We start from the raw sequence: 19,121 nt of genomic DNA on the forward strand, positions 1-19,121 counted from the left end.
GAAAAGATCAGAGAATCACAGCTTTACGCATACGAAGTCGTATGGGCATGCTTTTGGGCTCCCGGATCGCCACCCCGACCTCTGGTCGGTGCGATTCGATGCCTTCCGTTGACGGCGGCCCGGATGGGGCGTTTGATGCGGTCGCGCGTGGTGGCTTGAGAACTGGATAGTGGACGCGAGCAAGATATGATTCTTGCTTTGTTAGATGCAATTTTTAAGACCGGTCTCCGATTTTCTAATTGGGGATTTGGTCGATCGTTTTGTGATCATTTTAGTGTGATGATGTGTTGTCCAGAGTTTTTCGCAGAAGGTCCTTGCGGCATGCAGCCTGTATGGGTGTGTGTTGCTGGTAAGGGCGTATGGTGGATGCCTTGGCAGACAGTACCGATGAAGGACGTGTGGGGCCGCGATAGGCCTCGGGGAGCCGCCGACAGGGCTTTGATCCGAGGATTTCCGAATGGGGGGACCCGCCGGCCGTATGGGCCGGCACCGCATTCGTGCGGGGGGTACGCAGGGAAGTGAAACATCTCAGTACCTGCAGGAAAGGATATTCCGTGAGTAGTGGCGAGCGAAAGCGGATCAGGCCAAACCGGCCGCGTGTGATAGCCTCCAGGCGTTGCGCGGCGGGTGTTGTGGGGCCTGGTGCCCGGATGCTGGAGCGTCCGGCGGAAGTCATAAAGCGGCGTGCTAGGCGAACGGGATTGAATTCCCGGCCGTAGAGGGTGATGGCCCCGTAGCCGGTCGCGCGCTGCCTTCCGATCCAGGTTCCCAAGTAGCACGGGACTCGTGGAATCCCGTGTGAATCCGCCCCGACCGTGGGGTAAGCCTAGATATGACTGTCTGACCGATAGCGAACGAGTACCGTGAGGGAAAGGTGAAAAGCACCCCGGGAGGGGAATGAAATAGTTTCTGAAACCGTGCGCCTACGAACCGTCGGAGCCTCCTTGAGGGGTGACGGCGTGCCTATCGAAAAATGAGTCTGCGAGTCAGTGGCAAGTGGCGAGGCTAACCCGTAGTGGGGGAGCCGTAGCGAAGGCGAGTCTCAAAAGGCGTTTGAGTCGCTTGTCCTGGACCCGAAGCGGGATGATCTAGCCCTGAGCAGGTTGAAGCGCGGGTAAGACCGCGTGGAGGACCGGACCCACCTAGGTTGAAAACTGGGGGGATGACTTGGGGCTAGGGGTGAAAGGCCAATCAAATTCCGTGATAGCTGGTTCTCTCCGAAATGCATTTAGGTGCAGCGTCGTGTGGTTCGCCCGGGGGGTAGAGCTACTGGATGCCTGAGGGCGCGTATCGCGTACCGAGGGCAACCAAACTCCGAATACCCGTGGCGCTATAGCGCGGCAGTGAGTCGGCGGGGGATAAGCTCCGTCGTCGAAAGGGAAACAGCCCAGATCGTCGTCTAAGGTCCCGAAGCGCGTGCTAAGTGGGAAAGGATGTGGAGTCGCATAGACAGCCAGGAGGTTGGCTCAGAAGCAGCCACCCTTGAAAGAGTGCGTAACAGCTCACTGGTCTAGTGGTTCCGCGCCGACAATGTAGCGGGGCTCAAGCACGCCACCGAAGACGCGGCAGTATCTTTGATACTGGGTAGGAGAGCGTCCCGTACGGGGTGAAGCGGCAGCGTAAGCTCGCCGTGGACCGTGCGGGAGCGAGAATGCAGACATGAGTAGCGAGAGACGGGTGAGGATCCCGTCCGCTGGATGACCAAGGGTTCCGGGGCCACGTTCATCGTCCCCGGGTGAGTCGGGTCCTAAGGCGAGGCCGACAGGCGTAGTCGAATGGACGAACGGGTCGATATTCCCGTACCGGCGCAGGACCGTCAAGACCGAAAGTCGGGTACTAACCTCCCGCCGCATCGATGGCTCCCTTCGGGGTGCCGGACGTGTGGTGGTTGGGACAGACCTTCCGGTAGGCCAGCGCAGGAGTGACGCAATGGAAGAGCCGGCCGCGGCGGTGGTAGTCCGTGGCCAAGCGTGCAGCCCGTACCGTAGGCAAATCCGCGGTGCATGTGGGTGAGGCGCGATGGTGGGGCCCGTTGGGGCCGAATCCGGTGGTTTCCGTTGCCGAGAAAAGCTTCGGCGCGAGGTGCTGCGGCGCCCGTACCGCAAACCGACACAGGTGGTCAGGTAGAGAATACCAAAGCGATCGAGCGAATCCTGGTCAAGGAACTCGGCAAATCACTCCCGTGCCTTCGGTATAAGGGAGACCCCCTGCGGTGATGGGCTTCGCGCCCGGAGCTGCGGGGGGTGGCACAGACCAGGGGGTAGCGACTGTTTACCAAAAACACAGGTGCATGCGAAGGCGCAAGCCGCTGTATATGCACTGACGCCTGCCCGGTGCCGGAAGGTTAAGAGGATCCGTCATCCCTCCTCGTGAGGGGGCAGCGGTGAATTCAAGCCCCGGTAAACGGCGGTGGTAACTATAACCATCCTAAGGTAGCGAAATTCCTTGTCGGGTAAGTTCCGACCTGCACGAATGGCGTAACGACTTCCCCACTGTCTCGACCAGGAGCTCGGCGAAATTGCAGTACGAGTAAAGATGCTCGTTAAGCGCAGAAGGACGAAAAGACCCCGGGACCTTTACTATACCTTGGTATTGTCATTAGGTGGAAACTGTGTAGCATAGGCGGGAGGCTTCGAAGCGGTGGCGCCAGCCATCGTGGAGCCGCAAGGTGAAATACCGCTCTGTCTCCATTTGATGTCTAACCTCGACACGTCATCCGTGTCAGGGACAGTGCCTGGCGGGTAGTTTAACTGGGGCGGTTGCCTCCCAAAGGATAACGGAGGCGCTCAAAGGTCCGCTCAGCCCGGTTGGCAATCGGGTGTCGAGTGCAATCGCACAAGCGGGCTTGACTGTGAGACTGACGGGTCGAGCAGGGACGAAAGTCGGAGATAGTGATCCGGTGCCGGCGCACGGGCGCGGCATCGCTCAACGGATAAAAGGTACCCCGGGGATAACAGGCTGATCATTCCCAAGAGTCCATATCGACGGGATGGTTTGGCACCTCGATGTCGGCTCGTCGCATCCTGGGGCTGTAGCAGGTCCCAAGGGTTCGGCCGTTCGCCGATTAAAGCGGCACGCGAGCTGGGTTCAGAACGTCGTGAGACAGTTTGGTCTCTATCCTCTGCGCTCGTTGGAATATTGAGGAGACCTGCCCATAGTACGAGAGGACCTGGGTGGACGAACCTCTGGTATGCCGGTTGTCGCGCCAGCGGCACGGCCGGTTGGCTACGTTCGGAAGGGATAACCGCTGAAAGCATCTAAGCGGGAAGCCTGCTCCGAGATCAGTATTCCTTGGGACTTCGAGTCCCTGTAGGCCCCAGGCGAGAACACCTGGTTGATAGGCCGGACGTGGAAGCCCCGCGAGGGGCGGAGCCGACCGGTACTAACGGCCGAAAGGCAATCACACTTCCATCCTTTCGGATGGGACGTGAGGCATCTTCTGCGAATGACATCAGACAGCACTAGCGCTGTGATGACACGACTCGATTCAATGCATCTATCCGCGTCCGCTTTCCGGTTCCCGAGCCGCCACTTCCCGCGGTTCCTTCGTGTTCCGCGTATAATATAAGATTTGCGGCGGCCATAGCCCAGGGGAGACGCCCGGTCCCATTCCGAACCCGGAAGCTAAGGCCTGGCACGGCGATGGTACTGCACCCGACAGGGTGTGGGAGAGTAGCCCGCCGCCGCATCACACTTCACAGGAGGCCCCGGCCGGATCCACACGATCCGCCCGGGGCCTTTCCCATACCCCGCCCAAAACCGGTCCCGCGGGCGCCGCCGCCCGGCCCGGGAACGCCTCCGCTGTTCCGGGCCACAGTCCGAAGGAGCCGGTCGTAACCGGGGTCCGGCCTTTCGGGAGCAGGCGTCTCGCGCCGTCGTCCCCGACGCCGCGAAACCCGCCAGACCCAGTCCCAACGATGCCGCGACAGAGACTTATCAGGATGTCCGTTTTAAGGCGGAACCGATATGTGACTCAGATTCTTGCACGACTGCAGCAGCCTTAACAACACTAACTAGGACAATATCCGAGGCGTGTATGTGTTGACAACCCGTATGGTCCAATCAGCCACGTCTTCATTTCAGTTTTCTAACTAGCAAAGTTTGTATGCCGCTTATGTCTTCCTAACTCGAATCATGGTTGTAGTGTTTTTCAATGTTCGGATAATATCGAGTTATGACTGTACGACTGCGTGATATCGATGAATCGAACTTTTACCAGATACTGAGCATGCATCGGCCCAAGGGCGAGAAGTATGTAGCACCAAACAGTATCTCGCTTGCTGAAGCTTGGCTCTACCGTGACGAGCATACCGTTCGTCCCCTGGCGGTCTACGATGACGACGAGCTGGTCGGTTTCACTATGACCCATGACGATCGGACGAAAAATATTCGGGATATATGGAGAATTTTGATACCGGAGGAATATGTCAATCACGGATACGGCTCCCAAACGATTCAATTATTGGCCGAGAGAGCTCGAACAGATGGGTTCGTGGGCCTACGTTTGAGCTATGTTCCTGGCAACGCATTGGCAGAACATGTTTACCGTAAATCAGGGTTCGTCCCTACCGGTGCAATCGACGATGGCGAGATTGTGATGGAACGCCCTATCTGCGGTTGAACCAGGAAATCTTTTAAACGCCATGTAGACTTTTAACCTCTCCAGAGCTGAATTTTTTATTACTCATCAGAATTGTCAATTTCTTGGATCGGAAGTCATGTTTTAAAAATTCTATAGGTGAAACAAAATATGCTACACTCATGATTAAGCGTACTTGTACAACGTACGTTAATAGCAACAAGACTTTATTTTAGGTGGCAAAAATGGATACTTATACACCTACGGCGGCAAGGAAGAACCTGTATCAGATCCTCAAAGATGTCAATGTTCAGCGCAAGCCGATAGTAATCTCTCCTGCGCGAGGCAACAAGGATGAGGAAGCAGTGGTAGTCAATCGTGCCGATTGGAATTCGATTATGGAGACGCTCTATCTGGAAAACACGGGGACTCTTGCTACGGCTGAAAAGCGTCGTGCCGATGATAGCGGAGCCACGGATATTGATGATATTGATTGGGATACGCTGTGACCTATCGCGTCGTGATCAAGAATTCGGCAAAATCCGATCTTAAAAAACTCAAGCGTTCACATCTCCAGCAGTCATTTATGCAAGTAGTGGCAGATTTGAAGTCCGACCCCTATCAGCCGACCCAATCATTCGAAAAGCTTCAGCCGACAAGTCGAGGCTTGTATTCTCGCAGAATCAACAGCCAGCATCGTGTGGTTTACGATATCAATGACGATACGCAGACTGTAACCATTTACGCAGCCTGGAGTCACTATGAATAAAGTTCGGAGTGTAAGTTTCGATGAGCATATGAATTCGCACGTGCAATAGGCGAGGTATCTATTGCTTCGAGACAGGATTAATGTCTTAGGCTGTTTTCGATTTTAGTAATGCAGCAGATTTGTTTTAAGTTCAAGTTGAGCAGTGTCGCTGTTATTAAAAATGTTCGATCTAAATTCTGCAAAACAGCCGAACATAATGTCCATTATCGGTTTTGATGGTCGCTAGCTTAGGTACCAAGGCTATTGGATATCAAAACTTTGCTGATGTCGGTTGTGGTTGCTTACCCATAAAGGATGACCGTTTCGCGCCCGTGCTAAGGATGACACGCCGATAACGGCCGGATTGACATATTTTCTGGTTATTTTTCAGAATTCTATAAACAGCAAACAGTCTTAAAATGATTAATACTCGTAATTTCAACACGCCGACAAAACGTTGAAATTTCACTGAATTTTGACCTTTTGTTCGAACAGGACTTGCGCTCAGGGGCAACCTCGTGTAAGTTATCTACTTGCTGCCTGACGGCGACAACAAATCTACGAGATTGATTGAAGTTGTTGGTGTGGTGGTGGTTTGAGAACTCAAGAGTGTGTCTGTACTACTTTTATTGTAAAGCTTTTTTTGATTGCCAGTTCGGCGCGTGCCTTTCGGGGTGCCCTAGGGGGCTTAATTCGTGTCGAGGTTTTTAGTGTGGACCATTCCCCCTTATGGAATGGTTCCGTCAATTATTTATTATGAGAGTCGTTGAACGGCTTTCTGCAATTTTTTTGTGGAGGGTTCGATTCTGGCTCAGGATGAACGCTGGCGGCGTGCTTAACACATGCAAGTCGAACGGGATCCATGGTGCTTGCACCGTGGTGAGAGTGGCGAACGGGAGAGTAATGCGTGACCAACCTGCCCCATGTTCCGGAATAGCTCCTGGAAACGGGTGGTAATGCCGGGTGTTCCGCGTGATCGCATGTGATCGCGGGAAAGGGTTACCGACATGGGATGGGGTCGCGTCCTATCAGCTTGTTGGCGGGGCAACGGCCCACCAAGGCTTTGACGGGTAGCCGGCCTGAGAGGGCGACCGGCCTCATTGGGACTGAGATACGGCCCAGACTCCTACGGGAGGCAGCAGTGGGGAATATTGCACAATGGGGGGAACCCTGATGCAGCGACGCCGCGTGCGGGATGAAGGCCTTCGGGTTGTAAACCGCTTTTGTTGGGGAGCAAGCGAGAGTGAGTGTACCCTTCGAATAAGCGCCGGCTAACTACGTGCCAGCAGCCGCGGTAATACGTAGGGCGCAAGCGTTATCCGGATTTATTGGGCGTAAAGAGCTCGTAGGCGGTTCGTCGCGTCTGGTGTGAAAGCCCATCGCTTAACGATGGGTCTGCGCCGGATACGGGCGGGCTTGAGTGCAGTAGGGGAGACTGGAATTCCCGGTGTAACGGTGGAATGTGTAGATATCGGGAAGAACACCAATGGCGAAGGCAGGTCTCTGGGCTGTTACTGACGCTGAGGAGCGAAAGCGTGGGGAGCGAACAGGATTAGATACCCTGGTAGTCCACGCCGTAAACGGTGGATGCTGGATGTGGGGCCCATTCCACGGGTTCCGCGTCGGAGCTAACGCGTTAAGCATCCCGCCTGGGGAGTACGGCCGCAAGGCTAAAACTCAAAGAAATTGACGGGGGCCCGCACAAGCGGCGGAGCATGCGGATTAATTCGATGCAACGCGAAGAACCTTACCTGGGCTTGACATGTTCCGGATCGCGGCAGAGATGTCGTTTCCCTTCGGGGCCGGTTCACAGGTGGTGCATGGTCGTCGTCAGCTCGTGTCGTGAGATGTTGGGTTAAGTCCCGCAACGAGCGCAACCCTCGCCTTGTGTTGCCAGCACGTTATGGTGGGAACTCACAAGGGACCGCCGGGGTCAACTCGGAGGAAGGTGGGGATGACGTCAGATCATCATGCCCCTTACGTCCAGGGCTTCACGCATGCTACAATGGCCGGTACAACGGGATGCGACATGGCGACATGGAGCGGATCCCTTAAAACCGGTCTCAGTTCGGATTGGAGTCTGCAACCCGACTCCATGAAGGCGGAGTCGCTAGTAATCGCGGATCAGCAACGCCGCGGTGAATGCGTTCCCGGGCCTTGTACACACCGCCCGTCAAGTCATGAAAGTGGGCAGCACCCGAAGCCGGTGTCCGAACCCTTTTGGGGCGGAGCCGTCTAAGGTGAGGCTCGTGATTGGGACTAAGTCGTAACAAGGTAGCCGTACCGGAAGGTGCGGCTGGATCACCTCCTTTCTACGGAGAATTCAGGATGCTGTTCGGCATCCGGTGTCGGGCCTGCCGGGGATGTTCCCTGGTGTGGTCCTGCTGGTGTGGAAAAGATCAGAGAATCACAGCTTTACGCATACGAAGTCGTATGGGCATGCTTTTGGGCTCCCGGATCGCCACCCCGACCTCTGGTCGGTGCGATTCGATGCCTTCCGTTGACGGCGGCCCGGATGGGGCGTTTGATGCGGTCGCGCGTGGTGGCTTGAGAACTGGATAGTGGACGCGAGCAAGATATGATTCTTGCTTTGTTAGATGCAATTTTTAAGACCGGTCTCCGATTTTCTAATTGGGGATTTGGTCGATCGTTTTGTGATCATTTTAGTGTGATGATGTGTTGTCCAGAGTTTTTCGCAGAAGGTCCTTGCGGCATGCAGCCTGTATGGGTGTGTGTTGCTGGTAAGGGCGTATGGTGGATGCCTTGGCAGACAGTACCGATGAAGGACGTGTGGGGCCGCGATAGGCCTCGGGGAGCCGCCGACAGGGCTTTGATCCGAGGATTTCCGAATGGGGGGACCCGCCGGCCGTATGGGCCGGCACCGCATTCGTGCGGGGGGTACGCAGGGAAGTGAAACATCTCAGTACCTGCAGGAAAGGATATTCCGTGAGTAGTGGCGAGCGAAAGCGGATCAGGCCAAACCGGCCGCGTGTGATAGCCTCCAGGCGTTGCGCGGCGGGTGTTGTGGGGCCTGGTGCCCGGATGCTGGAGCGTCCGGCGGAAGTCATAAAGCGGCGTGCTAGGCGAACGGGATTGAATTCCCGGCCGTAGAGGGTGATGGCCCCGTAGCCGGTCGCGCGCTGCCTTCCGATCCAGGTTCCCAAGTAGCACGGGACTCGTGGAATCCCGTGTGAATCCGCCCCGACCGTGGGGTAAGCCTAGATATGACTGTCTGACCGATAGCGAACGAGTACCGTGAGGGAAAGGTGAAAAGCACCCCGGGAGGGGAATGAAATAGTTTCTGAAACCGTGCGCCTACGAACCGTCGGAGCCTCCTTGAGGGGTGACGGCGTGCCTATCGAAAAATGAGTCTGCGAGTCAGTGGCAAGTGGCGAGGCTAACCCGTAGTGGGGGAGCCGTAGCGAAGGCGAGTCTCAAAAGGCGTTTGAGTCGCTTGTCCTGGACCCGAAGCGGGATGATCTAGCCCTGAGCAGGTTGAAGCGCGGGTAAGACCGCGTGGAGGACCGGACCCACCTAGGTTGAAAACTGGGGGGATGACTTGGGGCTAGGGGTGAAAGGCCAATCAAATTCCGTGATAGCTGGTTCTCTCCGAAATGCATTTAGGTGCAGCGTCGTGTGGTTCGCCCGGGGGGTAGAGCTACTGGATGCCTGAGGGCGCGTATCGCGTACCGAGGGCAACCAAACTCCGAATACCCGTGGCGCTATAGCGCGGCAGTGAGTCGGCGGGGGATAAGCTCCGTCGTCGAAAGGGAAACAGCCCAGATCGTCGTCTAAGGTCCCGAAGCGCGTGCTAAGTGGGAAAGGATGTGGAGTCGCATAGACAGCCAGGAGGTTGGCTCAGAAGCAGCCACCCTTGAAAGAGTGCGTAACAGCTCACTGGTCTAGTGGTTCCGCGCCGACAATGTAGCGGGGCTCAAGCACGCCACCGAAGACGCGGCAGTATCTTTGATACTGGGTAGGAGAGCGTCCCGTACGGGGTGAAGCGGCAGCGTAAGCTCGCCGTGGACCGTGCGGGAGCGAGAATGCAGACATGAGTAGCGAGAGACGGGTGAGGATCCCGTCCGCTGGATGACCAAGGGTTCCGGGGCCACGTTCATCGTCCCCGGGTGAGTCGGGTCCTAAGGCGAGGCCGACAGGCGTAGTCGAATGGACGAACGGGTCGATATTCCCGTACCGGCGCAGGACCGTCAAGACCGAAAGTCGGGTACTAACCTCCCGCCGCATCGATGGCTCCCTTCGGGGTGCCGGACGTGTGGTGGTTGGGACAGACCTTCCGGTAGGCCAGCGCAGGAGTGACGCAATGGAAGAGCCGGCCGCGGCGGTGGTAGTCCGTGGCCAAGCGTGCAGCCCGTACCGTAGGCAAATCCGCGGTGCATGTGGGTGAGGCGCGATGGTGGGGCCCGTTGGGGCCGAATCCGGTGGTTTCCGTTGCCGAGAAAAGCTTCGGCGCGAGGTGCTGCGGCGCCCGTACCGCAAACCGACACAGGTGGTCAGGTAGAGAATACCAAAGCGATCGAGCGAATCCTGGTCAAGGAACTCGGCAAATCACTCCCGTGCCTTCGGTATAAGGGAGACCCCCTGCGGTGATGGGCTTCGCGCCCGGAGCTGCGGGGGGTGGCACAGACCAGGGGGTAGCGACTGTTTACCAAAAACACAGGTGCATGCGAAGGCGCAAGCCGCTGTATATGCACTGACGCCTGCCCGGTGCCGGAAGGTTAAGAGGATCCGTCATCCCTCCTCGTGAGGGGGCAGCGGTGAATTCAAGCCCCGGTAAACGGCGGTGGTAACTATAACCATCCTAAGGTAGCGAAATTCCTTGTCGGGTAAGTTCCGACCTGCACGAATGGCGTAACGACTTCCCCACTGTCTCGACCAGGAGCTCGGCGAAATTGCAGTACGAGTAAAGATGCTCGTTAAGCGCAGAAGGACGAAAAGACCCCGGGACCTTTACTATACCTTGGTATTGTCATTAGGTGGAAACTGTGTAGCATAGGCGGGAGGCTTCGAAGCGGTGGCGCCAGCCATCGTGGAGCCGCAAGGTGAAATACCGCTCTGTCTCCATTTGATGTCTAACCTCGACACGTCATCCGTGTCAGGGACAGTGCCTGGCGGGTAGTTTAACTGGGGCGGTTGCCTCCCAAAGGATAACGGAGGCGCTCAAAGGTCCGCTCAGCCCGGTTGGCAATCGGGTGTCGAGTGCAATCGCACAAGCGGGCTTGACTGTGAGACTGACGGGTCGAGCAGGGACGAAAGTCGGAGATAGTGATCCGGTGCCGGCGCACGGGCGCGGCATCGCTCAACGGATAAAAGGTACCCCGGGGATAACAGGCTGATCATTCCCAAGAGTCCATATCGACGGGATGGTTTGGCACCTCGATGTCGGCTCGTCGCATCCTGGGGCTGTAGCAGGTCCCAAGGGTTCGGCCGTTCGCCGATTAAAGCGGCACGCGAGCTGGGTTCAGAACGTCGTGAGACAGTTTGGTCTCTATCCTCTGCGCTCGTTGGAATATTGAGGAGACCTGCCCATAGTACGAGAGGACCTGGGTGGACGAACCTCTGGTATGCCGGTTGTCGCGCCAGCGGCACGGCCGGTTGGCTACGTTCGGAAGGGATAACCGCTGAAAGCATCTAAGCGGGAAGCCTGCTCCGAGATCAGTATTCCTTGGGACTTCGAGTCCCTGTAGGCCCCAGGCGAGAACACCTGGTTGATAGGCCGGACGTGGAAGCCCCGCGAGGGGCGGAGCCGACCGGTACTAACGGCCGAAAGGCAATCACACTTCCATCCTTTCGGATGGGACGTGAGGCATCTTCTGCGAATGACATCAGACAGCACTAGCGCTGTGATGACACGACTCGATTCAATGCATCTATCCGCGTCCGCTTTCCGGTTCCCGAGCCGCCACTTCCCGCGGTTCCTTCGTGTTCCGCGTATAATATAAGATTTGCGGCGGCCATAGCCCAGGGGAGACGCCCGGTCCCATTCCGAACCCGGAAGCTAAGGCCTGGCACGGCGATGGTACTGCACCCGACAGGGTGTGGGAGAGTAGCCCGCCGCCGCATCACACTTCACAGGAGGCCCCGGCCGGATCCACACGATCCGCCCGGGGCCTTTCCCATACCCCGCCCAAAACCGGTCCCGCGGGCGCCGCCGCCCGGCCCGGGAACGCCTCCGCTGTTCCGGGCCACAGTCCGAAGGAGCCGGTCGTAACCGGGGTCCGGCCTTTCGGGAGCAGGCGTCTCGCGCCGTCGTCCCCGACGCCGCGAAACCCGCCAGACCCAGTCCCAACGATCGCCACGGGAATATTCCCGGGCACCGGGGACGGTTGCCCCGAGTGCCCGGGAGACCCCTTAGAGAACGCCGTCCTGCTTCATCGGCGACCCGGGCGTGAGGACGGCGATACCTGCGGTTCGGGGTCATGGCCCCAGAACATCGATCCCCAACCGACTCTTCCGGCCCGCAACCCGTCATCCCGACCGCCTATGCGAGCATCGGAATAGGGGAATCACCGCAAGACTAGACCGAGAATGGGCAGCCAATGGTTCGGGGTGCGCGGAAGGGGAGGCACGGCCCGTATCAGCCCCAGCACTCCGCCGACGGTGTGGATTCAATCCCTTGTCAACGGTGCAATCTTAATGCTGAACAGCGGAATAGTGCCTAATTCCGTATAGAAAACCATCCAAAAGGAAATTGGTTGCATCTTCAGAGATTCCAGCGTGGGGCACCAACGCGTCGAAGACGTGGAACGCACCAGGGAAGACGCGGAACCTCGTTTCCACGCCGGCTGCGGCGAGACGATTCATATAGGTGACTGTTTCATCGTAGAACGGCTCGATATCGCCCACATAGCTCAATGTCGGCGGCAATCCGCTTAGATCCTGAGCTCTGGCTGGAGCAGCGTATGCTGGCACATTGCAGGGAACCTTTCGATTGCCTAGATACATATTCCAGCATAAGCGATTTGAGGCGGTGTTCCATACCGGAGCATCGTTGGCGTATGAGCTTGGCGTCTCTCGGTCGTCCAACATGGGGCAGATCGGCACCTGAAACGCGATATTCACGTCTTTCCGGTCTCGTGCCAAGAGACTCACGGCGGCTGTAAGATTGCCGCCTGCACTGGCCCCTACGACAACCAATTGGTCTGAGCGAACGCCCAGTTGCTTTGCGTGGTCTTTCAACCACAGGAGCGTCCAATAGCAATCCTCAAGAGCTGCAGGATACGGCGCTTCGGTGGATTTGCGATAATCGGGAGCGACGAGAACGGCATTGGTGGCGTCCACTATCTTTTGAAAATAAAAAACTTCGAGTTCAGGCGATTCAAGGGCGAATCCTCCGCCGTGAATCCATAGGATGCCGGGAACCGGAACAGAAGATGAATCAGCGCTGGCGGTTTCGTAAGCAAATTTTGTCTTTGGCCGATAGACGCAGATGCGAAGTTTGCTTCCGTCAGATCGACGGAGATACTGCTGTTCATAATGTAAATGGGTGTAGTTGATGCCGTTCAATAGACGTGTCGCGCGATTCGCCCAATGAATGGACGTGGGTGTGAAATACGGCAAGTGCGTCGGATTATTTTTCCGGTGCTGCGCAATTCCGGATCGATCATCTCGTCGCTGATATGTGCCATCGTCCATCTTCCTTATAGGGATGCCGGGTTATATTCGCTCATCTACAAAACGAATATAACCTGGCATATTGATTGCGTCTTTATCTATCTCTTCGGAGGTTCCGATTCACCCGTGGCTGGCTTCAATAAAGCCTGAAGATCGTGTAAATACGTTGCGAATGCGCTTCTGCCTGCCGAAGTCACGGAAACGTAAGTTACCGGTTTTCTGCCCTCGAAAGTTTTGTCGATGGAAACGTAGCCGGCTTCTTCCAACTTGGTCAGGTGAACCGAGAGGTTGCCATTGGTCATTTTCAGGAGTTGTTTGAGTTTCGAGAATGACAATGATTCATCGTCATTGAGGCTGGTCAGTGTGGTCATGATCCGCAGCCGCGAAGGCGCATGAATGATGGGATTGAGTTGTTCACTCATGCATCCTGCTCCTGATTGAGGTCGGTAACGGTATCGGCTGCTCGATGGTGTGCTAGCACCAGTGCCGCAAGAAAGGCAATCAGCAGTCCGCCGCCGCCGAGCAAGGCCATAACCCAATATCCTACGGGGATTCCTGCCAGAATGGTGCTCCAGCTCAGTGCCATCATCCATACGCCGGTGATGGATAGTGTACGGTCGTTGTACATCGCACCCTGGAGCCAGTAAATGAGTCCGAGTATCAGCGGCACTACGAAGTTGTAGAGTACCGACATTTCAGTGTTCCCTGTACCGTATTTATCTGCGAATATCGCCAGGCCGCACATACTGAAGAGGAACGCAAAGGGATATGACCAACCGGCCATTTTCCCCATTCGTTTGAAATAATGGAACATCGGGTTTTCGGAGCGGATACCTGACGCGTTTCGCACGTTCAGAAGGCAGGAAGCGACGAAAGCCAATACCAATACGATTGCGAAGATGATAAACGACCATGCACTGGTACTGGTGTCGCCGTCTGTGAGAGGCGCGGTTCCCAAGGCGAGCGCCGAGTAACCGATGAGCCAAGCGGCTCCCCAGATGCCAAAATGAATATAAGATCCTTGGTTCCTGGCCAGATTTGTTCGTTTCCGTTGCGACTTCACGATATTCAGAGCGTCGGCTGGATTCGGGATTTGTTCATTATCTGAGGGTTTGTTTTCTAGCATTGCGAATGCCTTTCAAGAAACTGGACTATTGATAAATTGTTGCAACTACAAAGTAGTTTATGATATAAACCTAATTTGTCAAATTTGAATTTGTTTATTGGGGTCCCTTGGCCTATGTGCGTTGTTATATAAATTAGATAAGTTTCACAAAAAAGTTGAAATTCTAGCGTTTCATACCATGAAAAAATTAAAAAAACAAGTCTTTTTTTCTTTCTCGTTTTCCTTTACTCTATTTGGAGACACTACGGCATAAGACTGTCGCGGAATAGAGTGAAGCGGAGCGCTAATGCGTGCGAAGACAAGGCTGGCCAAGTTTGTGGCATTGTTGCCATTGTTGGCGGTACTAGCGATGATTGCGTCGTTGCTGGTGCCGCAGGACCCTGCAATCGCAGGGGATGGCAAATCTTCAAATGCCGTAAGTTCGAATGTTTCATATGATTCAGATAGCCTAGTCGAAGCAAATCAGCTAGTACAAAGTAATCAAGCAACCGCAGAACGTGCGTACTCCAATGAAGGAGAGGCTGTTGAGGGTCGGGCGCAACCTCGTGGTTCGGTAGTCAAGACGGATGTTTTCGAGTCTGATACAACCGCTGCGAATCAAGGTCACTCGGTGCAGCCCGCGGCGGATACCGTTACCGCGGAGGATAACACTTGGAGCGGGGTCGCCAAGGATTTTGGCAATGGGCTCGCTCAAGTCAACAGCACCTATGCGTCCGGGGACAGGACTACGGCCGCCTCGCAGATGAGCGCTGTTTCGACAAGATACACCGCCTCCAATTTCAGCAGGGCTGTGCAAGAGATGCTTGGTGCGGATCGTCAGCAGAGTGAGATGGCTCAGTTCCAAGCCGTGCAGCAACTGACGTATAGCGACGGGCACGGGGCCGATTTGGCCGCGCAGGTTTCGGCGCTGTCCAACGAACTCAATACGGCTGCCGGGCAACTCGATGCAAGTCCGACTCTCGCCAAGCCCAAGGCCTACGCAGCCCAGATCGAGAAGACGGTCAAGGAACAGCGAAAGGTGCTGCAGAAGAACAAGAAGACCAAGTTCTACGGGAAGGGAAACCGCACCTGGCTTGAGGTCGCCGGGCAGATGGGCAAGGTCATCGATCAGGGTGTTGCTGCGGCGAAAGCCGGTGACGGCGAAAAGGGTGCCGACAAAGTCAACGAGGCCTACTACCAGTACTATGAAAAGCTCGGTTTCGAGAAGAACGTGATGAACGCGATTTCCGGCTCTCGCGTTTCTTATATGGAAAGCTGCTTCAAGGAGCTGCGCAAGGCCATGGTGCGCGGGGATGCACCTGCCGGTATCAAGAAGCAGGCCGATGAGCTCAAGGCCAACCTCAATGTTGACGCCAAGAAACTTGATGGCGGTGCCGAAGATCAGGTCAACGGTGTCACGAAATTCGCCACCAGCTCAATTGGGCAGTCATTCCTGATTCTGGTACGTGAAGGGCTCGAGGCACTGTTGGTGGTCGCGGCCATCATTGCCTACATGCTTAAAAGCGATAACAAGAAACTCGTCAAGTGGATTTATCTCGGCGTTGTTGTTGGCCTGATTGGCTCAGGACTGATGGCAGTGCTCTTCGCGGTGTTCTTCAACGGCAACGGGCCACAGCAGGAGAACATGGAGGGCGTGGTCGCGCTCATTGCGATGTGCATGCTCGTCTACACCAGCAACTGGATGCTCTCGAAATCCGACGTTGACGCGTGGCAAAGTTATATCGGGAACAAAGCCAAGAAGGCCGTTTCCGATGTAAGCGCGGCCGATTCGCTGACGTTCGCCGGCGTCGTGTCGCTCGCGATGCTGAGCTTCCTGGCCGTCTTCCGCGAAGGTGCCGAGACGGTGATGTTCTATCAAAGCGTCTATTCGATGACGAAGGATTCGAAGGGCATGTGGATCGGCGGCTTGGCGGCCGCGGTCGTGCTGGTTCTCGTCTTTGTGCTGATTCGATACACTTCAGTACACATTCCGCTGCATCCGTTCTTCCTGATCACCTCGGCGCTGCTCGCCGTTTTGGCTGTCACGTTTGCCGGCGGCGGGGTGCACTCGCTGATTGAAGGCGACGCCATCAACGGAACCTATCTGGCGAGTATGCCGACCAACGAATGGCTCGGTCTGTATCCGTATACCGAAACGATTGTCGCGCAGATTATCGCTGCAGTGGTGATTATCGTGCTGTTCGTTGTTTTCGGTATTCGTAAGCATCATGAAAAGGTGGTGAAGGCTGCTCAACCTTCTGATTGCAAGGAGGCGATGGTGTAAATGAATAATGAAAATTCCATTCCTCACCTAACAGGCGCCATGTGGTCCGTGATTTCCGAAGCTGCCGAGTGCCATGGGAAGGCAGCGAATATGGCGGAAACCGCTGGCTCAATGGAAACACCCGCATGAAAGTTTCCAAAATAGCGATTTGGAAAACGTGTTTGATAGCAAGGTTGATAAACGGATCGTAGATGAAGTCCGCGTTGCAGGACTTCTGATTTCGCTTGGTGTCTGTATTTCAAGCCTCTGCTAAATCTATTCCGAACTCGTTTCAAAATTGCTGATGCCAAATCAAATGAAACGTAATAATAAATATTCCAAAATAAACAGGAGAAAACAATGAAGAAAAGCAAACTGACCGGCCTGCTGGCCGCGGTGGTCGCAGGGGCGCTCGCGTGCTCACTCGCAGCGTGCGGGTCGAACGGCTCGAATTCCGCTTCCGATGACAAGGGCAAGTCTAGCTCATCGTCCTCGCAGAAGTCCGACAAGAAGGCGAACAGCAATGGTGCTAAGTTCGAGGAGATTCCGATCGGGCACGACCAGCAGATCTTCCCGTTGAACATTGCGACCGTGTACTTCCAGCCGGTTGATATGTATCCGCAGGGAATGGGGCTTTCCGCCGCTGAGTCGAACCTCCACCTGGAGGCCGACATCCACGCGCTTAAGGACAACAACCTCGGCTATGGCACCGGCGACTTCATTCCGAAGCTCACCGTCAAGTACCAGATTCAGGACAAGAACGATCCGAACAACAAGCAGGACGGCACGTTCATGGAGATGAACGCCGACGACGGGCCGCACTACGGCGCCAACATCAAGCTCGACAAGGCTGGGCAGTACAAGCTCACCTACACGATTTACAGCCCCGAAACCAACGGCTGGACGCTGCACGTCGATCCAGATACCGGCGTTAAGGGACGTTTCTGGACGAAGCCGATTGTGGCCAGTTTCGATTGGAATTACGTCGTGCATCAATGGTGACTTTCCAAATAGATTTGAGAAATCACTGACGTGGCGGAGGAGGGGGACATACTTGCTTCGGAACCCTCAAGGCCGGTAGGCCAAGCTTTACTCCTCAGCAAGCATGTCCCCCTCCTCCACCACTCAACGGATACAACTCACTTTTTAGTGGGTGTTCACCATGATGCAAAGCGACTGGAGCGGATAAGAAATAGTTTTTGCTTGGTTGTGGATGTCTTTAACTTACGTAACGCTTAGCTTGAGAAGATTTAGTAGTTTACGTTTATTCCGTATCACCATCTCATTTAGCCATTCGACAATGCTAATGATTCGTTGGTTGAGCAGTTGTCTGGGAATATGCTTGCTGAGACATAAAGCTTGGCCTACCGGCCTGGAGGGTGTCGAAGCAAGTATATTCCCAGACAACTGCGTCAGTAGATTTTTTGGTAATGAGATAAAAGCTAGCTAATTACGGTTGGCAAAGATAAGGATTCGAGAAAATGCTCGAGGAATTTGTGGGGGCACTGCCGGGGATGGTGGCGCCGGCGCTGCTGGTGATGACGCTGAGCGTGCTGCTCGGGGTCGGCGAGGGGCGCGATAGGCCTGTCAGCAGGCAGTGGCGGCTGTATGGGCTGATCGTTGGCATTGGGGCGGCGCTGATTTTTACGGTGCTGCGCGTGCTGGTCATTGTCGATCGGCGGTCCGGGGTCAACTTGCCGGTGCTCATTGGCTGTGTGATTTGTGATGTGCTGATACTTGCGATTATGGCCTGCTCCAAAGGGCTTGTGCGCGACTGGCACGAGCATCCGGTTCGGCTGCATGTGGCCAACGCGATTTCGGCGATCGGTATTGCGCTGACCACGTTCTTTGCTTCGCAGGACGTCTTCATGCAGCTGACAAGTTTTGTGGAGACCGGTGAATCTCCGTTTACTTCCAAGATGCTGCTGCGTGCGCTTGGCTTTGCGCTGGGCATTGCCACGGCCGTCGTAGTGGCGGCGATTTTCCGCACCATGCGCACGACCGCTGTGCGTGGCAGTTTCCTCGCGGCTTCGATGCTGATGCTGCTGGTTTTGCTGGTTCGGCATGTGACACAGCTGTGTTCGCTGCTGATGTCGATGATGTTTGTCGAGTTTGATGGCACCGCATTCAACGTGCTGATTCTTGCGGCGAATAATGATATGAAACTGGTCATCGCCTCGGTATTGGTCTTTATTATTCCCGTTGTCGCTTCGATTATTGCTGGATTCCGAACTCCGCTGGCCGGTGACAACGATGCCGTGGTTCGTGAGCACAAAGCGTTCCGGAGGCGCGCGAAAGCGGCTGGTGCGTGGAGTCTGATTGCGATGATTGTGGTGACGTTCGCGCTGACCGCAGGTGTCGCCAAGGTGCACGAGCAGCCGACGCTTTCGCCGCCGGAAGGATATTCGCAGCACAATGGCATCGCGACCATCGCCTTCAACAAGGTGGACGACGGCCACTTGCACCGCTTCCAGTACAAGGCCAAAGATGGCACCGTGATGCGCTTCATCATCATCAAGAAGAACGGCGGATCCTTCGGTGTGGGTCTCGACGCATGTATGACATGCGGTGACGCGGGATACTACGAGAAGGACGGCAAGATTATTTGCAAGCGCTGCGAGGTGGAGATGAACGTCGCCACCATCGGCTTTAAGGGCGGCTGCAACCCGATACCGTTCCCGTTCGAGGCGTCGCACGGCAAAATCACCATCCATACCTCCGACCTCGACGCTCTGTCGAGTCACTTCAAGGAATGAGGAGGGTCGATTATGCCGAAATCTGCGCGTGTGGGAAT

8 protein-coding genes and 5 rRNA genes are annotated in these 19,121 nt (G+C 55.6%); 10 read left to right on the forward strand and 3 right to left on the reverse strand.

The features are described from left to right. The first annotated feature begins 339 nt into the window (after positions 1–339). From PT279_RS00705 to rrf (PT279_RS00740), 7 genes are all read left to right on the forward strand, one after another. Positions 340–3,407, forward strand: a 23S ribosomal RNA gene (locus PT279_RS00705). A 165-nt stretch (positions 3,408–3,572) separates the two neighbouring features. Beyond that, positions 3,573–3,689: ribosomal RNA gene (gene rrf / locus PT279_RS00710) — 5S ribosomal RNA — on the forward strand. Between the two features lie 485 nt (positions 3,690–4,174). Then, complete coding sequence (locus PT279_RS00715) at positions 4,175–4,621, forward strand: GNAT family N-acetyltransferase (protein WP_277164502.1); 447 nt, start codon at positions 4,175–4,177, stop codon at positions 4,619–4,621. 203 nt (positions 4,622–4,824) lie between these two features. Then, a complete protein-coding gene (locus PT279_RS00720; RefSeq protein WP_277164504.1) occupies positions 4,825–5,088 on the forward strand; it encodes a type II toxin-antitoxin system Phd/YefM family antitoxin in 264 nt (87 codons plus the stop codon). A gap of 1,027 nt (positions 5,089–6,115) precedes the next feature. Beyond that, positions 6,116–7,639, forward strand: a 16S ribosomal RNA gene (locus PT279_RS00730). A gap of 419 nt (positions 7,640–8,058) precedes the next feature. Next, positions 8,059–11,126 (forward strand): 23S ribosomal RNA (locus PT279_RS00735). Positions 11,127–11,291: 165 nt separating this feature from the next. After that, positions 11,292–11,408 (forward strand): 5S ribosomal RNA (rrf, locus tag PT279_RS00740). The 16S, 23S and 5S rRNA genes sit together here, the layout of an rRNA operon. A 570-nt stretch (positions 11,409–11,978) precedes the next feature. On the opposite strand, the gene PT279_RS00745 is transcribed toward rrf (PT279_RS00740), so the two are convergent. The 3 genes from PT279_RS00745 to PT279_RS00755 form a co-directional block, all read right to left on the reverse strand. After that, positions 11,979–12,851: an alpha/beta hydrolase gene (locus PT279_RS00745; protein WP_277164506.1), complete on the reverse strand. Its 873-nt coding sequence runs from the start codon at positions 12,849–12,851 to the stop codon at positions 11,979–11,981. A 206-nt stretch (positions 12,852–13,057) separates the two neighbouring features. Continuing rightward, the gene (locus PT279_RS00750; protein ID WP_277164508.1) at positions 13,058–13,381 is read right to left on the reverse strand and encodes a transcriptional regulator; all 324 of its coding nucleotides are present in this window, start codon (positions 13,379–13,381) and stop codon (positions 13,058–13,060) included. Then, a complete protein-coding gene (locus tag PT279_RS00755) occupies positions 13,378–14,085 on the reverse strand; it encodes a hypothetical protein (RefSeq protein ID WP_277164510.1) in 708 nt (235 codons plus the stop codon). Before PT279_RS00755 ends, PT279_RS00750 begins: the two co-directional genes overlap by 4 nt. Positions 14,086–14,371: 286 nt before the next feature. Between PT279_RS00755 and PT279_RS00760 the strand changes: the two genes are divergently transcribed. From PT279_RS00760 to PT279_RS00770, 3 genes are all read left to right on the forward strand, one after another. After that, entirely contained in the window at positions 14,372–16,348 is a 1,977-nt protein-coding gene (locus PT279_RS00760) for an FTR1 family protein (RefSeq protein ID WP_277164513.1), read from the forward strand. A 339-nt stretch (positions 16,349–16,687) separates the two neighbouring features. After that, complete coding sequence (locus PT279_RS00765; RefSeq protein WP_277164515.1) at positions 16,688–17,329, forward strand: iron transporter; 642 nt, start codon at positions 16,688–16,690, stop codon at positions 17,327–17,329. A 479-nt stretch (positions 17,330–17,808) separates the two neighbouring features. Further along, a complete protein-coding gene (locus tag PT279_RS00770; protein WP_277164517.1) occupies positions 17,809–19,083 on the forward strand; it encodes a Fe-S-containing protein in 1,275 nt (424 codons plus the stop codon). Positions 19,084–19,121: the final 38 nt, after the last annotated feature.

Origin of the sequence: Bifidobacterium sp. ESL0784 (assembly GCF_029433295.1) — a bacterium.
Lineage (GTDB): Bacteria > Actinomycetota > Actinomycetes > Actinomycetales > Bifidobacteriaceae > Bifidobacterium.

Bases quoted from the DNA above. Each gene is read 5' to 3' on its own strand.
- PT279_RS00755 (WP_277164510.1), bottom strand. From the start codon at position 14,085: ATGCTAGAAAACAAACCCTCAGATAATGAACAAATCCCGAATCCAGCC.
- PT279_RS00715 (WP_277164502.1), top strand. From the start codon at position 4,175: ATGACTGTACGACTGCGTGATATCGATGAATCGAACTTTTACCAGATA.
- PT279_RS00765 (WP_277164515.1), top strand. From the start codon at position 16,688: ATGAAGAAAAGCAAACTGACCGGCCTGCTGGCCGCGGTGGTCGCAGGG.
- PT279_RS00750 (WP_277164508.1), bottom strand. From the start codon at position 13,381: ATGAGTGAACAACTCAATCCCATCATTCATGCGCCTTCGCGGCTGCGG.
- PT279_RS00770 (WP_277164517.1), top strand. From the start codon at position 17,809: ATGCTCGAGGAATTTGTGGGGGCACTGCCGGGGATGGTGGCGCCGGCG.
- PT279_RS00760 (WP_277164513.1), top strand. From the start codon at position 14,372: ATGCGTGCGAAGACAAGGCTGGCCAAGTTTGTGGCATTGTTGCCATTG.
- PT279_RS00720 (WP_277164504.1), top strand. From the start codon at position 4,825: ATGGATACTTATACACCTACGGCGGCAAGGAAGAACCTGTATCAGATC.